Annotated in this window: 15 protein-coding genes; 10 read left to right on the forward strand and 5 right to left on the reverse strand. The window is 60.8% G+C overall.

Annotated elements, in window-relative coordinates; translation table 11 throughout:
- Positions 1 to 6: 6 nt before the first annotated feature.
- Complete coding sequence (locus tag BHU62_RS09180) at positions 7 to 693, reverse strand: aspartyl/asparaginyl beta-hydroxylase domain-containing protein (RefSeq protein ID WP_073531631.1); 687 nt, start codon at positions 691 to 693, stop codon at positions 7 to 9.
- Between the two features lie 265 nt (positions 694 to 958).
- On the opposite strand from BHU62_RS09180, the gene BHU62_RS09185 reads away from it, so the two are divergent.
- The 5 genes from BHU62_RS09185 (at position 959) to BHU62_RS09205 (ending at position 6,327) form a co-directional block, all read left to right on the forward strand.
- Positions 959 to 2,149, forward strand: a complete 1,191-nt coding sequence (locus BHU62_RS09185) for a sugar transporter (RefSeq protein ID WP_073531632.1) — start codon at positions 959 to 961, stop codon at positions 2,147 to 2,149.
- Between the two features lie 151 nt (positions 2,150 to 2,300).
- The gene (locus tag BHU62_RS09190; RefSeq protein ID WP_073531633.1) at positions 2,301 to 3,131 is read left to right on the forward strand and encodes an alpha/beta fold hydrolase; all 831 of its coding nucleotides are present in this window, start codon (positions 2,301 to 2,303) and stop codon (positions 3,129 to 3,131) included.
- A 9-nt stretch (positions 3,132 to 3,140) separates the two neighbouring features.
- Positions 3,141 to 3,566, forward strand: coding sequence for a DoxX family protein (locus tag BHU62_RS09195; protein ID WP_073531634.1), 426 nt, complete (start codon positions 3,141 to 3,143; stop codon positions 3,564 to 3,566).
- Positions 3,559 to 5,166 carry an MFS transporter gene (locus BHU62_RS09200; RefSeq protein ID WP_073531635.1) on the forward strand — a complete coding sequence of 536 codons (1,608 nt, stop codon included), beginning with the start codon at positions 3,559 to 3,561 and terminating at the stop codon, positions 5,164 to 5,166. The genes BHU62_RS09195 and BHU62_RS09200 overlap by 8 nt, the downstream gene beginning before the upstream one ends.
- 96 nt (positions 5,167 to 5,262) lie before the next feature.
- Positions 5,263 to 6,327, forward strand: a complete 1,065-nt coding sequence (locus tag BHU62_RS09205) for an NAD(P)H-dependent flavin oxidoreductase (RefSeq protein ID WP_073531636.1) — start codon at positions 5,263 to 5,265, stop codon at positions 6,325 to 6,327.
- 92 nt (positions 6,328 to 6,419) lie between these two features.
- Here the strand turns inward: BHU62_RS09205 and katG are convergent, their stop codons facing one another.
- From katG to BHU62_RS09220, 3 genes are all read right to left on the reverse strand, one after another.
- On the reverse strand, positions 6,420 to 8,615 hold the full coding sequence (gene katG, locus BHU62_RS09210) for a catalase/peroxidase HPI (RefSeq protein WP_073531637.1): 2,196 nt from the start codon (positions 8,613 to 8,615) through the stop codon (positions 6,420 to 6,422).
- 259 nt (positions 8,616 to 8,874) lie between these two features.
- A complete protein-coding gene (locus tag BHU62_RS09215; protein ID WP_236720656.1) occupies positions 8,875 to 10,326 on the reverse strand; it encodes a coniferyl aldehyde dehydrogenase in 1,452 nt (483 codons plus the stop codon).
- Between the two features lie 43 nt (positions 10,327 to 10,369).
- Positions 10,370 to 10,789, reverse strand: coding sequence for a MerR family transcriptional regulator (locus BHU62_RS09220; protein ID WP_073531638.1), 420 nt, complete (start codon positions 10,787 to 10,789; stop codon positions 10,370 to 10,372).
- A 258-nt stretch (positions 10,790 to 11,047) separates the two neighbouring features.
- Here BHU62_RS09220 and hchA point away from each other — a divergent pair, with 258 nt between their 5' ends.
- Positions 11,048 to 11,923, forward strand: a complete 876-nt coding sequence (gene hchA / locus BHU62_RS09225) for a glyoxalase III HchA (RefSeq protein WP_073531639.1) — start codon at positions 11,048 to 11,050, stop codon at positions 11,921 to 11,923.
- Positions 11,924 to 11,975: 52 nt separating this feature from the next.
- Here the strand turns inward: hchA and BHU62_RS09230 are convergent, their stop codons facing one another.
- Complete coding sequence (locus BHU62_RS09230) at positions 11,976 to 12,866, reverse strand: LysR substrate-binding domain-containing protein (RefSeq protein WP_073531640.1); 891 nt, start codon at positions 12,864 to 12,866, stop codon at positions 11,976 to 11,978.
- A gap of 129 nt (positions 12,867 to 12,995) precedes the next feature.
- On the opposite strand from BHU62_RS09230, the gene BHU62_RS09235 reads away from it, so the two are divergent.
- The 4 genes from BHU62_RS09235 (at position 12,996) to BHU62_RS09250 (ending at position 18,173) form a co-directional block, all read left to right on the forward strand.
- Positions 12,996 to 13,568, forward strand: a complete 573-nt coding sequence (locus BHU62_RS09235) for a hypothetical protein (protein ID WP_073531641.1) — start codon at positions 12,996 to 12,998, stop codon at positions 13,566 to 13,568.
- 194 nt (positions 13,569 to 13,762) lie between these two features.
- Entirely contained in the window at positions 13,763 to 14,026 is a 264-nt protein-coding gene (locus BHU62_RS09240) for an integrase catalytic domain-containing protein (RefSeq protein ID WP_415915706.1), read from the forward strand.
- Between the two features lie 239 nt (positions 14,027 to 14,265).
- Complete coding sequence (locus BHU62_RS09245) at positions 14,266 to 16,467, forward strand: dynamin family protein (RefSeq protein ID WP_073531642.1); 2,202 nt, start codon at positions 14,266 to 14,268, stop codon at positions 16,465 to 16,467.
- Positions 16,467 to 18,173, forward strand: coding sequence for a LeoA/HP0731 family dynamin-like GTPase (locus BHU62_RS09250; protein ID WP_073531643.1), 1,707 nt, complete (start codon positions 16,467 to 16,469; stop codon positions 18,171 to 18,173). Before BHU62_RS09245 ends, BHU62_RS09250 begins: the two co-directional genes overlap by 1 nt.
- Positions 18,174 to 18,346 lie beyond the last annotated feature (173 nt).

Raw genomic sequence — 18,346 nt, forward strand, 5'->3', positions numbered from 1 at the left:
CCGCGTTCAAAACTGGCGCTGCATCCAGCGCACGTTCAGCCGCACCAGCGCGATGATGGCACTGGAGAGCAGCCGCAGCCCGCCGGGCATGTCGCGGCGGCGAATGTCCAGCAGCAGCACGGTGCGCACCTGCGCGCTGTCGTTCCACACCTCGTGTTCGAAGGTATCGTCCCACAGCATGAACTCCCCCTCGTGCAGCCGGTATTCGCGGCCGTCCACTTTCAGCACCGCCGCGGGTTCACCGTCGGGGCGTTTGGGCATGTCCAGCACCAGATAGCCGCGCAGGATGCCGCGGAACGGCCCGCGATGGGGCGGAACCTGTTTGCCGGGCGCCAGGAAGGAGAGCGAAGCGGACAGCACGTCCGGCGACGAGGCGATCAGCGCCGCCAGCGTCGGGCAGCGCGCCAGGTTGCGGGCGATCGGCTGGCCGTAGGCCTTCATGATGAACATGCGCCAGTCGCGCGCATCGTTGGCGGAGATCGACGCCTGCTGGCTCATGATCTCGTGAAAGCGCGGGATATTGTGCAGATCGTGGGCGACGGTCAGCGCTTCTTCGCGGATCTGCCGCCACTGGGTGGTGAAACGTTCGGCGTCGGGGAACAGTGCGGCGCTGTCGAGCACCGGTTGGCCCTGGATGCGACGATCGTAAACATTGCGCAATGCGAGCACGGACCAATCATAAATTGCGGACATAATGACCTCGCCTCAGGAAACGCCAAATGGACACTGCGCGGTGCTTCGGCGTGGCGCGTCGTCTGCGGTGGCCAGGCGGAACAGCGGCAGGAAAAATTGGTACGCTTCAATAGATTAGCACAGCATTTGTGCAAACGTGTGTCTGCGAATGTGTCGAAATGCGGCGAAAAAAACCACATGTTTAAAGTGTGATGGATATCGCATTTGGCGCGCGGCTTGGTTAAAATATCGCTACTTGCCCGCACCTGCCCGGATTTTGTTTACCATGGAACATGCTGCCGTTTCGCGCTCAACCGCCTGGTTGCGCGTGGTCATCCTCGCCGTCTCGGCCTTTATCTTCAACACCACCGAATTTATTCCGGTCGGTCTGCTGAGCGATATCGCCGCCAGCTTTTCGATGCAAACTGAACAGGTCGGCCTGATCATCACCATTTACGCCTGGATCGTCGCCGCCGCCTCGCTGGTGTGTATGCTGCTGACCAGCAAAATTGAGCGCCGCAAGCTGCTGATCGGCGTGTTCATACTGTTCATCGCCAGCCACGTGCTGACCGCCGTGGCCTGGAACTTCACCACGCTGGTCATCTCGCGCGCCGGTGTGGCGCTGGCGCACTCGGTGTTCTGGTCGATCACCGCCTCGCTGGCGATCCGCGTGGCACCGCCGGGCAAAAAAGCGCAGGCGCTGAGCCTGCTGGCGGGTGGCACCGCGTTGGCGATGGTGCTCGGGTTGCCGCTCGGGCGGGTGGTCGGGCAACTGCTCGGCTGGCGCATGACCTTTATCGGCATCGCGGTGTGCGCCACTCTGGCGCTGGTGCTGCTGTGGCGCTTGCTGCCGGTGTTGAAAAGCGAGCATTCCGGTTCGTTGGCCAGCGTGCCGCTGCTGTTCAAACGCCCGGCGCTGGTGGCGCTGTACATGCTGACCATCATCGTGGTGACGGCGCACTTCACCGCCTACAGCTACATCGAGCCGTTTATCCAGACCGTGGCCGGGCTGTCGGAGAACTTCACTACGCTGATGCTGCTGCTGTTCGGCGCCGCCGGCATCGTCGGCAGCCTGCTGTTCAGCCGCTACAGCGAGCGTTTTCCTTCCGGCTTCTTTATCGGCGCCATCGCGCTGCTGGCTTTGAGCCTGCTGCTGCTGTTGCCGGCCGCCGGCAGCGAAAACCACCTGACGGTGCTGTGCATCTTCTGGGGCATGGCGATCATGGCCATCGGCCTGTCGATGCAGGCCAAGGTACTGAACCTGGCGCCGGACGCCACCGATGTGGCGATGGCGATCTTCTCCGGCCTGTACAACTTCGGCATCGGCAGCGGCGCGCTGCTGGGCAACCAGGTGAGCCTGCATCTGGGCATGGGCAACATCGGTTTCGTCGCCGCGCCGCTGGCGCTGATCGCCCTCGGCTGGTGCCTGTTGAGCTTTTACCGCAGCGAACGGCTGCAGCAACACCATAGCCGTTAACCGGCATCCCTGACTGAGCCGGCGGCCACGCCGGCCTCTCCAGCAAAAAAACTCGCGATCATGCGAAAATTATTCCGTTATCACTGCTTTTACGCCTGCCGTACTGTTATCCCGTACAAAATCCAATTCGATACCGAGCGGGGAACATGTCATGAGCATCCTCACCGCGCCCGACGGCGCGCGCATTTTCTATAAGGATTGGGGCCGCGGCAGGCCGATCCTGTTCTCTCACGGTTGGCCGCTGTCCGCCGACGCCTGGGACAACCAGATGCTGTTTTTCGGCCAGAGCGGATTCCGCGTGATCGCCCACGATCGCCGCGGCCACGGCCGGTCGGATCAGACCTGGCACGGCAACGACATCAACCAATACGCCGACGATCTGGCTCTGCTGATCGAAACGCTGGATCTGCGCGATCTGATCCTGGTCGGCCATGCCACCGGCGGCGGTGAAGTGGCGCGCTATATCGGCCGCCACGGCAGCGAGCGGGTGGCAAAGGTGGTGCTGGTGGCGGCGGTGCCACCGCTGATGTTGCAAACGCCCGCTAACCCGGAGGGCTCGCCGATGGCGGCCTTTGACGGCATTCGCAGCGGCGTGGCGGGCAACCGCTCGCAGTTCTTCAAAGATCTGGCGGTGCCGTTCTACGGCTTCAACTGCGATGAAGTCGAGAGCAACGCGGGGCTGATCGACAGCTTCTGGCTGATGGGCATGCAGGGCGGGGTCAAGGGGCAGTACGACTGTGTGCGCGAGTTCTCCGAAGTGGACTTTACCGCCGATCTGCTGGCGATCGATAAACCGACGTTGCTGGTGCACGGCGACGCCGATCAGATCGTGCCGATCGGCGCCTCGGCGCTGAAAGCCGCTAAGCTTATGCAACAGGCGGAGCTGAATGTTTACGCCGGCGGCGCTCACGGTTTGGCGCAGGCCGATCCCGATCGCTTCAACGCCGATCTGCTGGCTTTCATTCAGAATTCGCCGTTTTAAGGGGGCGCGATGAACCTGACTACTATCGCCACCCGCTGCGCGCGACGGTTGCATGCGCCCGCGGTGCGCGGGTTGTTGTTGCTCGCCATTTGCGCCGCCTACATTCAGGGCGGGCTGGTCAAGGCGCTGAACGTCGAGGGCGCGATCGCCGAGATGATCCACTTCGGCCTGCAGCCGGCTGCGTTGTTTGCCGTGCTGGTGACGCTGTTCGAACTGGCGGCGTCGGCGCTGATCCTGAGCGGCTTTTATCGCTGGCTCGGCGCGTTGGCGCTGGCCGGTTTCACCCTGATGGCGACGCTGCTGGCCAATCCGTTTTGGCAGTTTGACGGGGCGGAGCGCGGCCAGATGATGAACGGATTTTTTGAACACCTCGGGCTGGCCGGCGCGCTGTTGCTGGTGGCATTCAACGATTTGAAGGAGCGAACGGATGGCTGAACAGACGGAAAACAAGGCGGCGGGCGGCTTCGCGCCGCTGAGAATCCCATTATTTGCGGTGCTGTGGGGCGCGACGGTGCTCGGCAACGTCGGCAGCTTCATGCGCGACGTCGCCAGCTCGTGGTTGATCACTGACCTGTCGAGCAACCCCTCGGCGGTGGCGCTGATGCAAACCGCCGCCACGCTGCCGGTGTTCCTGCTGGCGATCCCGGCCGGGGTGCTGTCGGACATTCTCGATCGGCGGCGCTTTCTGATCTTCGTGCAAATTCTGCTGGCCTGCGTCAGCGGCACCTTATTGCTGCTGTCGCAGACCGGCGCGTTGACGGTGGAATACCTGCTGGCGCTGACCTTTGTCGGCGGCATCGGCGCGGCGTTGATGGGGCCGACCTGGCAGGCGATTGTGCCGGAGCTGGTGCCGCGCACTGAGCTGAAAAACGCCGTGGCGCTGAACTCGCTGGGTATCAACATTGCCCGCTCCATCGGCCCGGCGGCCGGCGGCCTGCTGCTGGCCAGCTTCGGCGCCGGCGCGGCCTACGGCGCGGACGTGATGAGCTATGTGCTGGTGATCGCGGCACTGCTGTGGTGGAAGCGGCCGAAGGTGGAGGACAGCGGCCTGTCGGAGCACTTCTTCGGCGCCTTCCGCGCCGGCCTGCGCTATGCCCGTTCCAGCCGTGAGCTGCACGTGGTGCTGCTGCGGGCGGCGGTGTTCTTCGCCTTCTCCAGCTCGGTCTGGGCGTTGCTGCCGCTGGTGGCGCGCCGCATGCTGGGCGGCAGCGCCGGTTTCTACGGCGTCCTGCTGGGGGCAGTGGGCGCCGGGGCGATCCTTGGGGCGATAGCGCTGCCGCGCCTGCGCCAGCGGCTCAACGCCGATGGGCTGGTGTTGCTGGCGGCGGTGCTCACCGCCGCGGTGATGGCGGCCCTGTCGCTGGCGCCGCCGCAGTGGCTGGCGGTGGTGCTGCTGTTGGTGCTGGGCGCCGGCTGGATCGTCGCGCTGACCACGCTTAACGGCGCAGCGCAGGGCGTGCTGCCCAACTGGGTGCGCGGCCGCGGCCTGGCCATTTACCTGATGGTGTTCAACGGCGCGATGGCGGCGGGCAGCCTGCTGTGGGGGCTGGTGGCGCAGGAGCTGGGCGTGGCCGCCACGCTGCTGGTCGGCGGTGTCGGCCTATTGGTGGCGGGGCTGCTGTTCCACCGCCTGCGCCTGCCGACCGGCGAGGCCGATCTGCAGCCGTCGAACCATTGGCCGGAGCCATTGGTCAATACGCCGGTCGAGAACGATCGCGGCCCGGTGATGATTCAGGTGGAGTACCGCATCCGCGAACAGGATCGGCCGCAGTTCTTGCGCACGCTGCTGATGCTGGAGCGGGCGCGCCGCCGCGATGGCGCCTATGCCTGGGGTATCACTGAGCACACCGGCGATCCGGAATGCATCATGGAGTGGTTCCTGGTGGAGTCCTGGGCAGAGCATCTGCGACAGCACCAGCGGGTGTCGCACGCCGACGCCGATCTGCAGCAGGAGGCGCTGCGCTTCCATATCGGCCCGGAGAAACCGGTGGTGCATCACTTCCTGTCGCTGGACAGGCGGCAGGTGAAGCATTAACTGCACGGTCAGGTGCTGAGAAGGTGCTATGCTTTTGGTCGGTTCGGCGGCGCGGCCGCCGTAAGACGAATGTAGTCAGCACAGGGAGACACATTGATGACGGCACCTTCTGCTTTTGCCCGCGAGCTTGGGCTGCGCTATCCGATCGTTCAAGGGCCGATGAACGGCGCGTCGCCGCCGGCGTTGGCGGTGGCGGTGAGCAATGCCGGCGCGCTGGGATCGTGCGCGGCGGCGCTGTTTTCACCGGCGGTGATCCTCGAACGGGTGCAGCAGATCCGCGCGCAGACCGCCGCGCCGTTCAACGTCAACCTGTTTCTGCTCGATGAACAACACCCGGATCTCGCCGAATTGAAGCGCGCCCAGCACCTGCTGCGCCCGTTCCGCGAAGCGCTGGGGCTGAGCGAGCCACCGATTCCCGCCAAATTCGCCGAAAATAACCGTGACCAGATCGCGGCCTTGCTGGAGGCCGCGCCGCCGGTAGCCAGCTTCACCTTCGGCGTGCTGCCGCGCGCTACGGTCACGCAGTTCAAGAAGGCCGGCTCGCGGGTGATCGGCACCGCCACCACGGTGGCGGAAGCCCGCGCCTGGGAAGAGGCGGGCGCCGACTTTGTTTGCGTCTCGGGCGCGGAGGCGGGCGGCCACCGCCCGACCTTCCTCGGCGATATTGAGCAATCCTGCGTCGGCCTGATGGCCCTGCTGCCGCAGGTGGTGGCGGCGGTGAAGATCCCGGTGATCGCGGCGGGCGGCATTATGAACGGGCGCGGCATCGCGGCAGCGCGCTTGTTGGGGGCGCAGGCGGCGCAGCTGGGCACCGCGTTTCTGTGCAGCCCGGAGTCGGGTATCGCCGAAGCCTGGCGGGCGGCGTTGCGCAGCGCCGGCGATGACAGTACGCGCCTGACGCGCGCCTTCAGCGGCCGCCCGGCGCGCGGCATCGTCAATGATTTCATGCGGCAGATGCGCGCGGAAGAGGCGCAGATCCTGCCTTATCCGGTGCAGAACGCGCTCACCGGCGATATCCGCCAGGCGGCGGCCAAGGCTGGGCGCGGGGAGTTTATGTCGCTGTGGGCCGGGCAGGGCGTGGGCCTGGCGCGGCCGATGCCGGCGGCGGAGCTGGTCGCCACCCTGGCGGCGGAGTTGGAAGCGATTTGCGGCGTGGATTAACCGTTTCTGTCGCGTCGTGGGAAGGTCTGTATCAATGATTGAAAAAGCCCGCCGGGATTTCCCTCGGCGGGCTTTTTGTTGTTACCGCTAATTTACGCCAAATCGAAGCGATCGAGGTTCATCACTTTGTTCCAGGCGGCGACGAAGTCGTGGGCGAACTTCTCCTGCGCGTCGGCGCTGCCATAGACTTCGGCCAGCGCGCGCAGCTGCGCGTGCGAGCCGAACACCAGATCGACGCGGGTGCCGGTCCATTTGACCGCGCCGCTGCGGCGATCGCGCCCTTCGAACAGGCCATCCTCACCCACCGGGTGCCAGGTGGTACCCATATCGAGCAGGTTGACGAAGAAGTCGTTGGTCAGCGCCTGCGGCCGCTGGGTGAACACGCCGTGCTGTGTGCCGCCGACGTTGGCGCCAAGCACCCGCAGCCCGCCGACCAGCACCGTCATTTCCGGCGCGGTCAGGGTCAGCAGCTGCGCCTTGTCGACCAGCAGCGTTTCGGCCGGCACGCGGTATTTGCCCTTCAGGAAGTTGCGGAAACCGTCGGCGAGCGGCTCCATCGCCTCGAAGGAGTCCACGTCGGTCTGTTCCTGCGAAGCGTCCATGCGGCCCGGCGCGAACGGCACCGTCAGGGGCAAACCGGCGTTCTTCGCCGCCTGCTCCACGCCCGCCGCGCCGGCCAGCACGATCAGATCCGCCAGCGAGACGCGCTTGCCGCCGGTCTGCGCATCGTTGAAGGCGCGCTGGATGCTCTCCAGCTTGGCCAGCGTCGCGGCGAGTTGCGCAGGTTGGTTGGCCGCCCAGTCTTTTTGCGGCGCCAGGCGAATGCGCGCACCGTTGGCGCCGCCGCGTTTGTCGGAACCGCGGAAGCTCGCCGCGGAAGCCCAGGCGGTGGAGACCAGCGCCGACACCGGCAGGCCGGAAGCCAGCACGGCGTTTTTCAGCGCGGCGATGTCCTGCTCGTCGATCAGCGGATGATCGACCGCCGGGATCGGATCCTGCCAGATCAGCTCTTCCTGCGGCACTTCCGGGCCGAGGTAGCGGGCGCGCGGCCCCATATCGCGGTGGGTCAGCTTGAACCAGGCGCGGGCGAAGGCGTCGGCCAACTCTTCCGGGTGCTCATAGAAGCGGCGCGAAATCTTCTCGTAGGCCGGATCGAAGCGCAGCGACAGGTCGGTGGTCAGCATGGTCGGACGGCGCTTCTTGTTTGGATCGAAGGCGTCGGGAATGGTTTCGCCGATGTCTTTCGCCACCCACTGGTGCGCGCCGGCCGGGCTTTGGCTCAGCTCCCATTCGTATTCGAACAGGTGGCGGAAGAAGTCGTGGTTCCACTGGGTTGGGGTGGTGGTCCAGGTGACTTCCAGGCCGCTGGTGATGGCGTCTTTGCCGACGCCGGTGCCGAAGGTGCTGTGCCAGCCGAGACCTTGCTGTTCCAGCCCGGCCGCTTCCGGATCGGCGCCGACGTTAGACGCCGGGCCGGCGCCGTGGGTCTTGCCGAAGGTGTGGCCGCCGGCGATCAGCGCCACGGTTTCTTCGTCGTTCATCGCCATACGGGCGAAGGTTTCACGGATGTCGCGCGCGGCGGCCACCGGATCGGGGTTGCCGTCCGGGCCTTCCGGGTTGACGTAGATCAGGCCCATCTGCACCGCCGCCAGCGGGTTTTCCAGGTCGCGGTCGCCCGAGTAGCGGCTGTTCGACCCGCCGCTCAGTTCCAGCCAGATCTTCTCCGAACCCCAGTAGACGTCGTCCGGCTCCCAGGTATCGGCGCGGCCGCCGGCGTAGCCGAAGGTTTTGAAGCCCATCGATTCCAGCGCCACGTTGCCGGTCAGGATAATCAGGTCGGCCCAGGAGAGGTTGCGGCCGTATTTCTGCTTGATTGGCCACAGCAGGCGGCGCGCCTTGTCGAGGCTGACGTTGTCCGGCCAGCTGTTGAGCGGGGCGAAGCGCTGCTGGCCTTCGCCCGCACCGCCGCGGCCGTCGCCGATGCGGTAGGTGCCGGCGCTGTGCCAGGCCATGCGGATGAACAGGCCGCCGTAGTGGCCGAAGTCCGCCGGCCACCATTCCTGCGAGTCGGTCATCAGGGCGTGCAGATCCTGTTTGACCGCTGCCAGATCGAGGCTGTTGAAGGCGTCGGCGTAGTTGAAGTCTTTATCCATCGGATCGGACAGGGGGGAGTGCTGATGCAGCGGTTTCAGGCTGAGCTGATTAGGCCACCAATCCTGATTGGTGGGGCCGCTCTGCGGTGCGGGCTGTTTGCCGCCCGAAAACGGGCATTTGCTTTCAGTTGTCATAATGCGCTCTCTGCTTCCGTAAAGGTGCTCCAGCCGCCGGGCGTGGAGCGGTTAACAAGGCATGCGGGTAAGGCGTGCGTCGGGTGTTGCGCTAAATAACTGAACTCAATGGAATCACATCGCCCCGGCCGCTAACGGGCAAAAGGCGACTCATGGCTAAGCTTAGTCAGCGGCGGCGGAGAGATAAAATAGGAATGATTGAATACTGTGATAGTTTGCGACGATTCAAGGCGTTGCCGTTGATAGGCGACGCGGCGCCTTAGCGGCGCCGCAGCATGACCTTGAGCACCGCGTCCGCCAGCTTGCCGAACGGCGCGCGCAGCAGATCGGTGAAGCGCCAGCGGCTTTGGATAAAGACGCCCTTGGCATGGCTCAGCGCCCGGAATCCTTCGATGCCGTGATAGGCGCCCATGCCGCTGGGGCCGATGCCGCCGAACGGCAGATCGTCCTGGGCGAAGTGCAGCAGGGTGGCGTTGACGCTAACGTTGCCGGAGGTGGTGCGCGCCAGCAAACGATCCTGCTCTGCGCCAGCCGGGCCAAAGTAATACAGCGCCAGCGGGCGCGGCCCGGCGTTGATGAAATCGATCGTTTCATCAAAGGTGGCGTAGGTGCGCACCGGCAGCAGCGGCCCGAAGATCTCCTCTTGCATGATCCGGCTGTCGTCGGGGGCGCCGACGATCAGCGTGGGGGCTAGGGTGTTCGGCCGTTCAGCCGCCGAGCCCGGGCGGTGGCCCACCGGGATGATGCGCGCGCCCCGCGCTTGCGCGTCGGTGAGCAGATCGTGCAAACGGCGGCAGTGCTTGTCGTTGATGATGGCGCCGTAGCCGCTGTCCGTCGGCCCGTCGGGGTAAAACGCTTTGACCGCCGCGTCGTAGAGCGTAATGAAGTTTTCCACATCGTCCTGATGGAGCAGCAGGTAATCGGGCGCGATGCAGGTTTGGCCCGCGTTCGACAGCTTGCCGAACGCCAGGCTGTTGACGTCTCGGGCGGTGAGCGCGCCGCGCGCCGCGACGGCGGGGCTTTTACCGCCCAGTTCGAGCGTCAGCGGCACCAGATTTTTACCGGCCGCCTGCATGATCTGGCGGCCGATCGCCGTGCTGCCGGTGAACACCAGGTGATCGAACGCCAGTTCGCTGAACCTGGCTCCAACCTCCGGCCCGCCGGTCACCACGGCAACCTCATCGGCGGGAAACAGCGCCGCCAGCATCGCTTCGATGAGCCGGCTGGTGCGCGGCGTGAGCTCCGACGGTTTCAGCATCACGCGGTTACCGGCGGCCAGGGCGGTGGCCAGCGGGATGAAGGTCAACGAGAACGGGTAGTTCCACGGTGCCATGACGCCAATCACGCCCTTGGGCTGGTATTGCACGTAGGCGCGCCCGGCCTGGTACGGCAGGGCGACATGGCGGCGTTCCGGCTTCATGAAACGCTTCAGGTTGCGCAGCAGATAATCGATCGCCTGAACGGTGACCAAAATCTCCATGATTTCGGTTTCGTAAGGTGAACGGTGGCCGAAATCCGCGCTGACGGCCGCCGTCAGCGCGCTGCGCTGGGCCAAAATGGCGCTCCGCAGGCGGCGCAGGGCGGCCTTGCGCTGAACTCTCGTCGGCGCGCCGTCACGCAGGAAGGCGTGGCGCTGGGCGGCAAGCCGTTGCTCCATCGTTAGGGCGGCGTTGTGTTCCTGAAAGCGATCGGTATTGATAAGAGGATCCATTGTGGCTCCGGCATGAGGCGTTAAGATCGGGAAAGCGGGTCACTCAATCGCCGGAGGCGGCGGTATCCGGCAGCTGGCCAACCAGACGCTGCATGTTGTCTTCACAAGAGAGGTCGTCGGGACGGTTTTCGATATTGGCGATCAGAGCCAGCAGATCTCTCTTGTTCTGCGCGAGCTGGTGTTGCAAACGTTCTATTTCCGCTACGCGCGTCTTGAGTGATTGCATTAATCCTGTGTGATCCCAGTTTTCCCGGCCGCGTGGCAGGAAGTGGCGGATCTGTTCCAGAGAAAAGCCGGCGCGTTGGGCGTTGTCGATGATTTTCAGTACGCCGGCGGTGTCGGGCGAATAGTTGCGATAGCCGTTGGCCTGGCGCGGTGGGGGATTGATCAGGCCTTCCGCCTCGTAGAAACGAATACGGGAGGGCGAGAGCCCTGTCGCTTTCGCCAAATCACCAATCTTCATGTTGCCTGTCGAGCCTCTATTGACCTTCAAGTTAGCTTTAAACCTATACTCGTTAAGCGATCAACGCAAGATCGTCGGCCAACCGGTATGAGGGCGCTTGCCATTCCGGTGCTGGTGATCCACGGCGACGCCGATCTGCTGGCGTTGGTGAACAGCTAAGAACCGCACTCGGGCGGAATCTCCGCCGCCTCTCATTGCAGCCCCGCTGGCGGTTATTTAAGCTGAAAGGGCAATGCAACGGTGAATATGGAGATAATCATGACTGATTCAATATCCAACGATCGTAATCCCACCCCGGATGTGGCGGAAGACAACGCGTTCTTCCCATCGCCTTACTCCCTCAGCCAGTACACCTCGTCCAAAACCGACTTCACGGGTGCCAGTTACCCGAACGCCTATCGCGGCGGCAAATGGAAAGTGCTGATGATCGCCTCGCAGGAGCGCTATCTGCTGATGCAAAACGGCAAGTTCTTCTCCACCGGCAATCACCCGGTCGAGATGCTGCTGCCGATGTACCACCTGGATCTGGCCGGCTTTGAGATCGACATCGCCACGCCGTCCGGCGATCCGGTGAAGCTGGAGATGTGGGCGTTTCCGCATGAAGACGACGCGGTCAAGGCCACCTATGAGAAGTACCGCAGCCAGCTCAAGCAGCCGAAAAAGCTGACGGAGGTGGTGAAGGATCTGGATGGCGGCAACTACCTCGGCGTTTTCATCCCCGGCGGCCACGGCGTGCTCAACGATATCCCGTTCAGCGAAGAGGTGAAAAAGACCCTGCACTGGGCGCATGACAACGATCGCTATGTGATCTCGCTGTGCCACGGGCCGGCGGGCCTGCTGGCGGCGGGGCTCGGCGAGAGCAAAGACGATTTCCTCTATCGCGGCTATGAGATGTGCGTGTTCCCGGACTCGCTCGATACCGGCGCCAACATTGACATCGGCTACATCCCCGGCCCGATGCCCTGGCTGGTGGGCGAACGCCTGCGTGAGCGGGGCGTTAAAATCATCAATGCCGATATCACCGGCAAGGTGCATAAAGATCGGCGCCTGCTGACCGGCGACAGCCCGCTGGCTTCCAACCGCCTCGGCAAGCTGGCGGCCGAGACGCTGCTGGCCGACGTCGCCGTGCGATGAGCGACGAGATCGCGCAGCGCGCTTTCCAGACGGCGCTGGCGGGCCAGGCCCGTCAGCCAGCCGCCATTTTCTGCAGCAACCACGCGCGCAGCGCGATGATATCGGGGCGCTGCGCGGTTTCTTCGGTGGCCACCAGATAGTAGTTGGCGCCGGGTAACGACATCTCGAACGGTGCGGCCAGCACGCCGCGCTGCAACAAATCGCGCGCCAACAGCCGGCTGGCGATCACTACCCCCTGGCCCGCCACCGCCGCCTGCAGCGCATGCGTCTCGTCGCTGAAGGTCAGCCCCGCGTCCACATTCAACCCTTCCGGCCCGTAGCGCCGCCGCCAGTTTTCCCAGGTTGGCGAGTCGGCGGGCACCTGCCGATGCTCCACGTGAAACAGCGTCACCCGTTGCAAATCTTCGATGCGCTTCAGCGCCAGCGCCGGGCTGGCCACCACGATAAAGCGATCCTCATGCAGCAGGGTACAGTGCAGATCGGTTTCCGGCGTTTCGCGATAGCGGATGGCGACGTCTACGGTGCGCTGGCGGAGATCCATCCGCTCGACGCTGGTGTGCAGGCGCAGATCGATTGCCGGGAACTCCGCCTTGAAATCCGCCAGGCGTGGCACCAGCCAGTGGGTGATAAAATTGGAGGTGGTGGTGACGGTCAACGCCGGCGGCTGCTGGGCGCGGGTGATTTGGGCGACGGACTGCTCCAGCGCGGCGAAGGCGCGTTGAGTACCGGCAAACAGGATCTCGCCGATCTCGGTCAGGCTGACGCCCTGCGCGCTGCGCTCGCACACCCGACACTCCAGCACCGACTCCAGCAGCTTGATCTGATGGCTGACCGCCGTCGCGCTGACGCCCAGCTCCTCGGCGGCCAGTTTGAAGCTGCGGCAACCGGCCACGGCATGGAAGGCGCGCAGCGCGCCCAGCGGCGGCAAACGGGGTTTTCTCATGGCTGAGTTATTCTCATCTAAGGCTGAAAACTATGAGTTTGTCTGACCGATTATACAAGAGATAGGCTACTGACATGTGAACAGGGGAATGAATTTATTTCATCATTTCCACCATGTCGGGAGTTAACAATGAGCATTTATGTCAACAACGGCGCCCTGGGCGCCATAGAACATTCGGGCGCGGCGGCGAGCGCCATCGCGCTCAGCGTGCCGGTAGCGGCAGGCGCTTTGCTGCTGGAGGCGGAGAGCCTGCTGGGCATCGGCGCCACCCTGATGCTGCTGGCGGCATTGGCGCTGGCGTTTCTCGGCGGCGCCACATTGGCCCATTGGCAGGTGCTGCGGTACCGACCTGCGCTGGTCATTCTCCGCTACGGTTTTTTGCTGGCGGCGGCGGGGTGGCTATTCACGCTGCTGATGCTGTTCGGCGGCCACGGCGGGGTGAGCCTGCTGCCGGGTATCGCCCTCGGCGGCTTGGGGCAGGGCGTGGCCTACCGCACGGCGGTGGGGGAGAAAACGGCGTTCGCCGTGGCGTGCAGGCTGGCGACGGTGGTGAGCATCGTGGCCGTGGTGGTTGCCGCGTTGCTGATTCAAACCTACGCCGCGCCAGGCGCGAGAGGAAGCTGTTTCGCGCTGGCGTTGCTGGTCGATCTGGCGCTGCTGGGGGCGCTGATGGCGCGGATTGCGGAGCGGGATGGGGAGTGAAAAGGCTGGGAAATTGCTGAGGGTAAAAGGCCCGCTCGGGGGACTGAGCGGGCCTTTGTGTTTGGGGGATCGTTGGAGTAGGCAATCTGACGGTCGGTTTTGTGCCAGAAGTGGGTGTGCTTACACTGGCAACTGAGCGACTTCCGCCTCTGCACCCAGATGCTCCGAACGTGACGTGATCGATGGATTTTGTCATGGATGCACTCGCCAGTGGCTGCTGGATTAAGTGCCTGACCTGTGTGGATGATTTCACGAAAGAGTGCTTGGCGATCACCACCGCTTTCGGGATTTCATACATATACGTATCACGCATTCTGGACAGTACTGTTGCATGGCTATCCGGCGACGATAAGAACCGAACAGGGCCGGAATTTACCTGTCGTGTGCTGGATCAATGGGCCTTTGAGCATGGCGTGGAGCTACGTTTAATACAGCCGGAAAAAAGCACTCAGCACTGAACTATCCAACGCCATCAGAGTTTGCAGCGCGGTGGCGCGACAGGTGATTAAATAGCAAACAAACCGACATTACTAACTGACGGTTGTATCTAATCCTGGGGCCGGTCACCATCTCTAAAGTTTTATGTGGGGGGGACGATAACTTAAAGTTAATCCCGTATTGCTCTGGCGTACTCGTCTTGTCACTAGATGGGCAAGTTAGGATGTACCGCTTTACATCCTCAGAAAGGAATCTTGTCATGATTGCTGTTGAAGCCCTGCCTGAAAGCTTGTATCTCAAGCTGCTACAACACGTTGGAACCTTGCTCGATAGCATAGAGGGCGACAGCGAAGACCCAATGTTGACTAGTGCTCAGGCTCTGGCGCGCGCGAAGCTGAATGCTATCAAAGTGGCTATCACTCACGCCGTGGATGAGTTACGTCGTAATGCAGAACATAAGACATTTACTATTGCGTTTTACGGCGAAACCAATGCAGGTAAATCCACACTAATTGAAACCTTGCGTATCCTGCTCAAGGAAGGCAGCAAGCAGACGCAGCGCGCGCAGTTTATCGCCTTGCAGCAGCAGTCGGGGCTAAACGAGGAGACGTTACAGGCACTGGAAGCTGAGATTTCGACATGTCGTGAGCAGTATGAGTTGGTGTTGAGAGATATCTCTCAATCAACCGCGCGCCACGACGACCGCCAGCAACGCCATTTATTGCAAGAAGCTTCACTGGTTGAGCTGATTGAGCAAATTAAAACGGGGGCGAACTTTTTCCAGCGCCTGTTCAACTTGCTGCGAAAGCTGCCCGAAGAGAGAGCTTTGCTGCAACTGCAAGCCAGTACAGCGGTTTTGTCCACTCAACGTGAAGCGGAGCTTGGGCAACTGCACCAATTGAGCGAGAATATTAAGGAAAAATTGGCAGAAAAATGCCTGCGTCATGCCACCGTGCTTGATAACCATCACTTGCTGGAGGCTTATGAAGACGGCGGTATTATTGGTGATGGGCGCGCAGATTTCACTCGGCAAACACAGGCGTATGAATTTGAGTTCAATGGACAGGCCTTCAAGCTGCTTGACGTACCGGGTATTGAGGGCGATGAGAGCAAAGTCAGCGAGCAGATCAATAATGCAGTAAAACGTGCTCATGCCGTATTCTATATAACGGCTAAAGCTGCACCACCGCAAACCGGAGACAGCGGCCGACTGGGGACACTGGAAAAAATCAAGGCGCAACTCTGTGATCAGACCGAAGTCTGGGCTGTTTATAATAAGCGCGTCACCAATCCCCTAGCGTTTCAAAAACCAGCATTAGTTAGTTCCGATGAGCAGGCCGGCTTGGGAGACTTGGATCGCATCATGGCTGAACAATTGGGCGGACATTACCAGGGGAGCGTCACCCTCAGTGCTTTACCTGCCTTTTATGCCATAGCTACCTGCCTGGTACCACGTTCGACCGCGGCCGCTGGTCGTAAGAAATTCCTTGATGCCATAGCCCCTGATGCTCTGCTGGAAAAAACTGGGGTGAAGAAATTTTATCAGCACCTTACCCAGGACCTGGTCACTGACGTGAAGGCTAAGATTCGGCGCGCAAACTTGAACAAGGTTCAGCAGGCATTTAACAACGTTTGTTCTGGGGTCAAGGTGTTACAAGCCGAAAACTTTGCACCGCTTGCAGCTAAGCTGGATGAAGAAGCCCAGAGTGCTAAGCATCAGCTCGCCATGGCATTCAGGGGCCTCAATGCTCGCCTGCGCACCACCGGTGAACAGTCCATTGATACTTTCGAAGCAGCCGTACGTGAGCGGATCTATGGCTGTATCGAAAGCGACATTAGCAACGACCAGTTCAAGGCTGCGCTTGAACAGTCGTTGCAAGAAGAAAGTGCAACGTTGCAACACCAGCTTCCAGCGGCGCTTGATAAACAGGTAGCACGCTTTCAGGCTGACGTCAGTGACATCATCGAGCGATTTGAAGCCCATGCCATCGAGTTGTTGGAAGGTTACTCACAGATGAGCAAGACCCGGGTAACCGGTGAGTTTGATCTGAAAATCGATATCGACAATGGCATCAGTGTCTGGGGAGTGCTGGGTAGTCTGGCAGGTGCTGCGGCGATGGTATGGAATCCAGTGGCTTGGCCACTGATGGTGCTGGGTGGGGCGGGGATAATTATTAGTCTCGCCAAAGCGATCTGGAGCTTCTTTGACAGTGACTTCAAGAAAGGTCAGCAATGCAAAGCCGCTGACGAAAACCTCGAAAACGCCTGTAATGCAATACGTGAGGAATTCTCTAAAACTTTGTCTCAAGCACTCCCTCAGCTTCAGGGGACTATCGTTCAGATTGAGCACGTGCTTGAACAACCTGCAGTGCAAGCTCGCCATATTAACCAAAAACTCGATGTCGCTTATCTCGGCCTGAAAAAGATGGCACGCGACTTGACTGCCAATGGAGATGAATAATGAAATCTACCCTAGAGCTCTTTCTGAACCAGAATACTAAGGCTATGGCATTGCTGGGCAAGCTACGCACTTTTCTCGAACAGGGCTTCGCGCTTGGTGTGAACATCGACCCTTCCTTGTTGGGCAAGCTCGAGCACATGTGCGAGAGTTTTGCTGGCGAAAAACTAAAGATTGCTCTGATAGGTGGTTTCTCTGAAGGTAAAACATCGATCGCCGCAGCTTGGATGGAGCGCCTGGACAAGACAAGCATGCGCATTAGTCAGCAGGAGTCTTCTAATGAAGTGAAGGTTTACGAAGTGGGTGATAACTTCGTACTGATCGACACGCCAGGGTTGTTCGGTTTCAAGGAGCAATTCAACGCTGACTTGCAGGCGATGGAAAAGTATAAGGACATCACCCGTAAATACGTCAGCGAAGCTCATCTGGTGCTGTACGTAATGAACTCAACCAATCCGATCAAGGACAGCCACAAGGAAGATCTCAACTGGTTGTTCCGTACCCTGGATCTTCTACCGCGTACTGTCTTCGTGCTCAGCCGCTTCGATGAAGTGGCTGATGTAGAAGACGAGGCTAATTATGTGCAAAACCTTCAGATCAAACGCAGCAATGTTGAAAGCCGCTTGCGTGAAGCCATAGTAGCAAGCGATGCCGAGGTGGCAGCTCTCAGCATCGTGGCCGTTGCCGCTAACCCGTTTGATATGGGTACGGAGTATTGGCTGGAACGGCTTGAGCAGTTTAAGGCGCTTTCACACATTGCTACATTGCAACAAGCTACAGCACAGAAAATCCAGTCTAGCGGTGGTCCTGAGGCGATTGCCGAACAGGCACGTAAAAGTGTCATTCTTGACGTGCTGCATAAGGAACTGCCGGTAGCAGTAGAAAACGATCAACGCCTTGGGACTGAACTAGAGCGTTTGACGGGGGTGAGTCAGCACCTGACCCGCCAACTCGCTGGGGCTGACCAGCAGATTAATGAAGCGCGTAGAGGCCTTCGCGAGTTTATTGCACGGTATTTTTCCGGACTGATCCTGCGAACCCAAGGTCTTACTCTGGAAACATTCGCCAACTTCTATGAACGCGAAATCGGCAAGGAGGGGGTGATGGTGACCACTCGCCTTCAGAATGAGTTTGACCGCCAGCTTAGCGGTGTCAGCCATGAATTGGGCCGAATGCGTTTAAGCTTCGATGCGGAAATCGAACATTTCAATAGCACCGTGGTTAATTTCGGCAAACAAGGTATAAGCCACGTGATAAAGGGTAATTACATCAATAACGGCAGTGTTTTGGCCGCACGTGACGGGATTGCCACTGCAGCGAAAACACTGGGGTTGGATTTGAGCAAGACGCTTAAATTCAAGCCTTGGGGGGCAGTTAATATGGCGAAAAATATCAATGGCGCACTGGCGATCGTAGGCTTGGCTTTGGAGGCTTATGATTCGTACAAACGCCATGAGCGAGATGAAACTTTTCGCGAAGCTGTCAAAGACATTGTTGCTAACTTCAATTCGCAACGTGAAGAGCTTCTGGCGATGATTAACAGTGACTCGTTCCAGGAGAGTTTCTTCCCTGACTATGCTGCTCTAAAAACTAATGCTGATGACGTTCAGGAGGCGATCAATACCCAAACACAGCTTCGCATGAATTTCCAACGATGGCGCGAAAGTGGTGAGCTGATTGAAGCGGAGTTTACTCGCGTCAATCATTGACTCTGGAGTGACCTGGGCGACCAGACAACAAGGCAAGAAAGATTTTCCCATGTTCATTTATTGAGTATGTATGATGATGAACCTGATTTGAATCGCCGTGGGTTTAAACGAACTCTCTGATAAATGGCAGGATGAACTCTACGGACGTTAGCTGCCAACGTCCACTTCTGGCT

Source organism: Serratia marcescens (assembly GCF_001902635.1).
GTDB lineage: Bacteria > Pseudomonadota > Gammaproteobacteria > Enterobacterales > Enterobacteriaceae > Serratia > Serratia marcescens_F.

Excerpts from the sequence above, each read along its gene's own strand:
- BHU62_RS09180 (WP_073531631.1), bottom strand. The coding sequence starts at position 693 with ATGTCCGCAATTTATGATTGGTCCGTGCTCGCATTGCGCAATGTTTAC.
- BHU62_RS09185 (WP_073531632.1), top strand. The coding sequence starts at position 959 with ATGGAACATGCTGCCGTTTCGCGCTCAACCGCCTGGTTGCGCGTGGTC.
- BHU62_RS09190 (WP_073531633.1), top strand. The coding sequence starts at position 2,301 with ATGAGCATCCTCACCGCGCCCGACGGCGCGCGCATTTTCTATAAGGAT.
- BHU62_RS09195 (WP_073531634.1), top strand. The coding sequence starts at position 3,141 with ATGAACCTGACTACTATCGCCACCCGCTGCGCGCGACGGTTGCATGCG.
- BHU62_RS09200 (WP_073531635.1), top strand. The coding sequence starts at position 3,559 with ATGGCTGAACAGACGGAAAACAAGGCGGCGGGCGGCTTCGCGCCGCTG.
- BHU62_RS09205 (WP_073531636.1), top strand. The coding sequence starts at position 5,263 with ATGACGGCACCTTCTGCTTTTGCCCGCGAGCTTGGGCTGCGCTATCCG.
- katG (WP_073531637.1), bottom strand. The coding sequence starts at position 8,615 with ATGACAACTGAAAGCAAATGCCCGTTTTCGGGCGGCAAACAGCCCGCA.
- BHU62_RS09215 (WP_236720656.1), bottom strand. The coding sequence starts at position 10,326 with ATGGATCCTCTTATCAATACCGATCGCTTTCAGGAACACAACGCCGCC.
- BHU62_RS09220 (WP_073531638.1), bottom strand. The coding sequence starts at position 10,789 with ATGAAGATTGGTGATTTGGCGAAAGCGACAGGGCTCTCGCCCTCCCGT.
- hchA (WP_073531639.1), top strand. The coding sequence starts at position 11,048 with ATGACTGATTCAATATCCAACGATCGTAATCCCACCCCGGATGTGGCG.
- BHU62_RS09230 (WP_073531640.1), bottom strand. The coding sequence starts at position 12,866 with ATGAGAAAACCCCGTTTGCCGCCGCTGGGCGCGCTGCGCGCCTTCCAT.
- BHU62_RS09235 (WP_073531641.1), top strand. The coding sequence starts at position 12,996 with ATGAGCATTTATGTCAACAACGGCGCCCTGGGCGCCATAGAACATTCG.
- BHU62_RS09240 (WP_415915706.1), top strand. The coding sequence starts at position 13,763 with ATGGATGCACTCGCCAGTGGCTGCTGGATTAAGTGCCTGACCTGTGTG.
- BHU62_RS09245 (WP_073531642.1), top strand. The coding sequence starts at position 14,266 with ATGATTGCTGTTGAAGCCCTGCCTGAAAGCTTGTATCTCAAGCTGCTA.
- BHU62_RS09250 (WP_073531643.1), top strand. The coding sequence starts at position 16,467 with ATGAAATCTACCCTAGAGCTCTTTCTGAACCAGAATACTAAGGCTATG.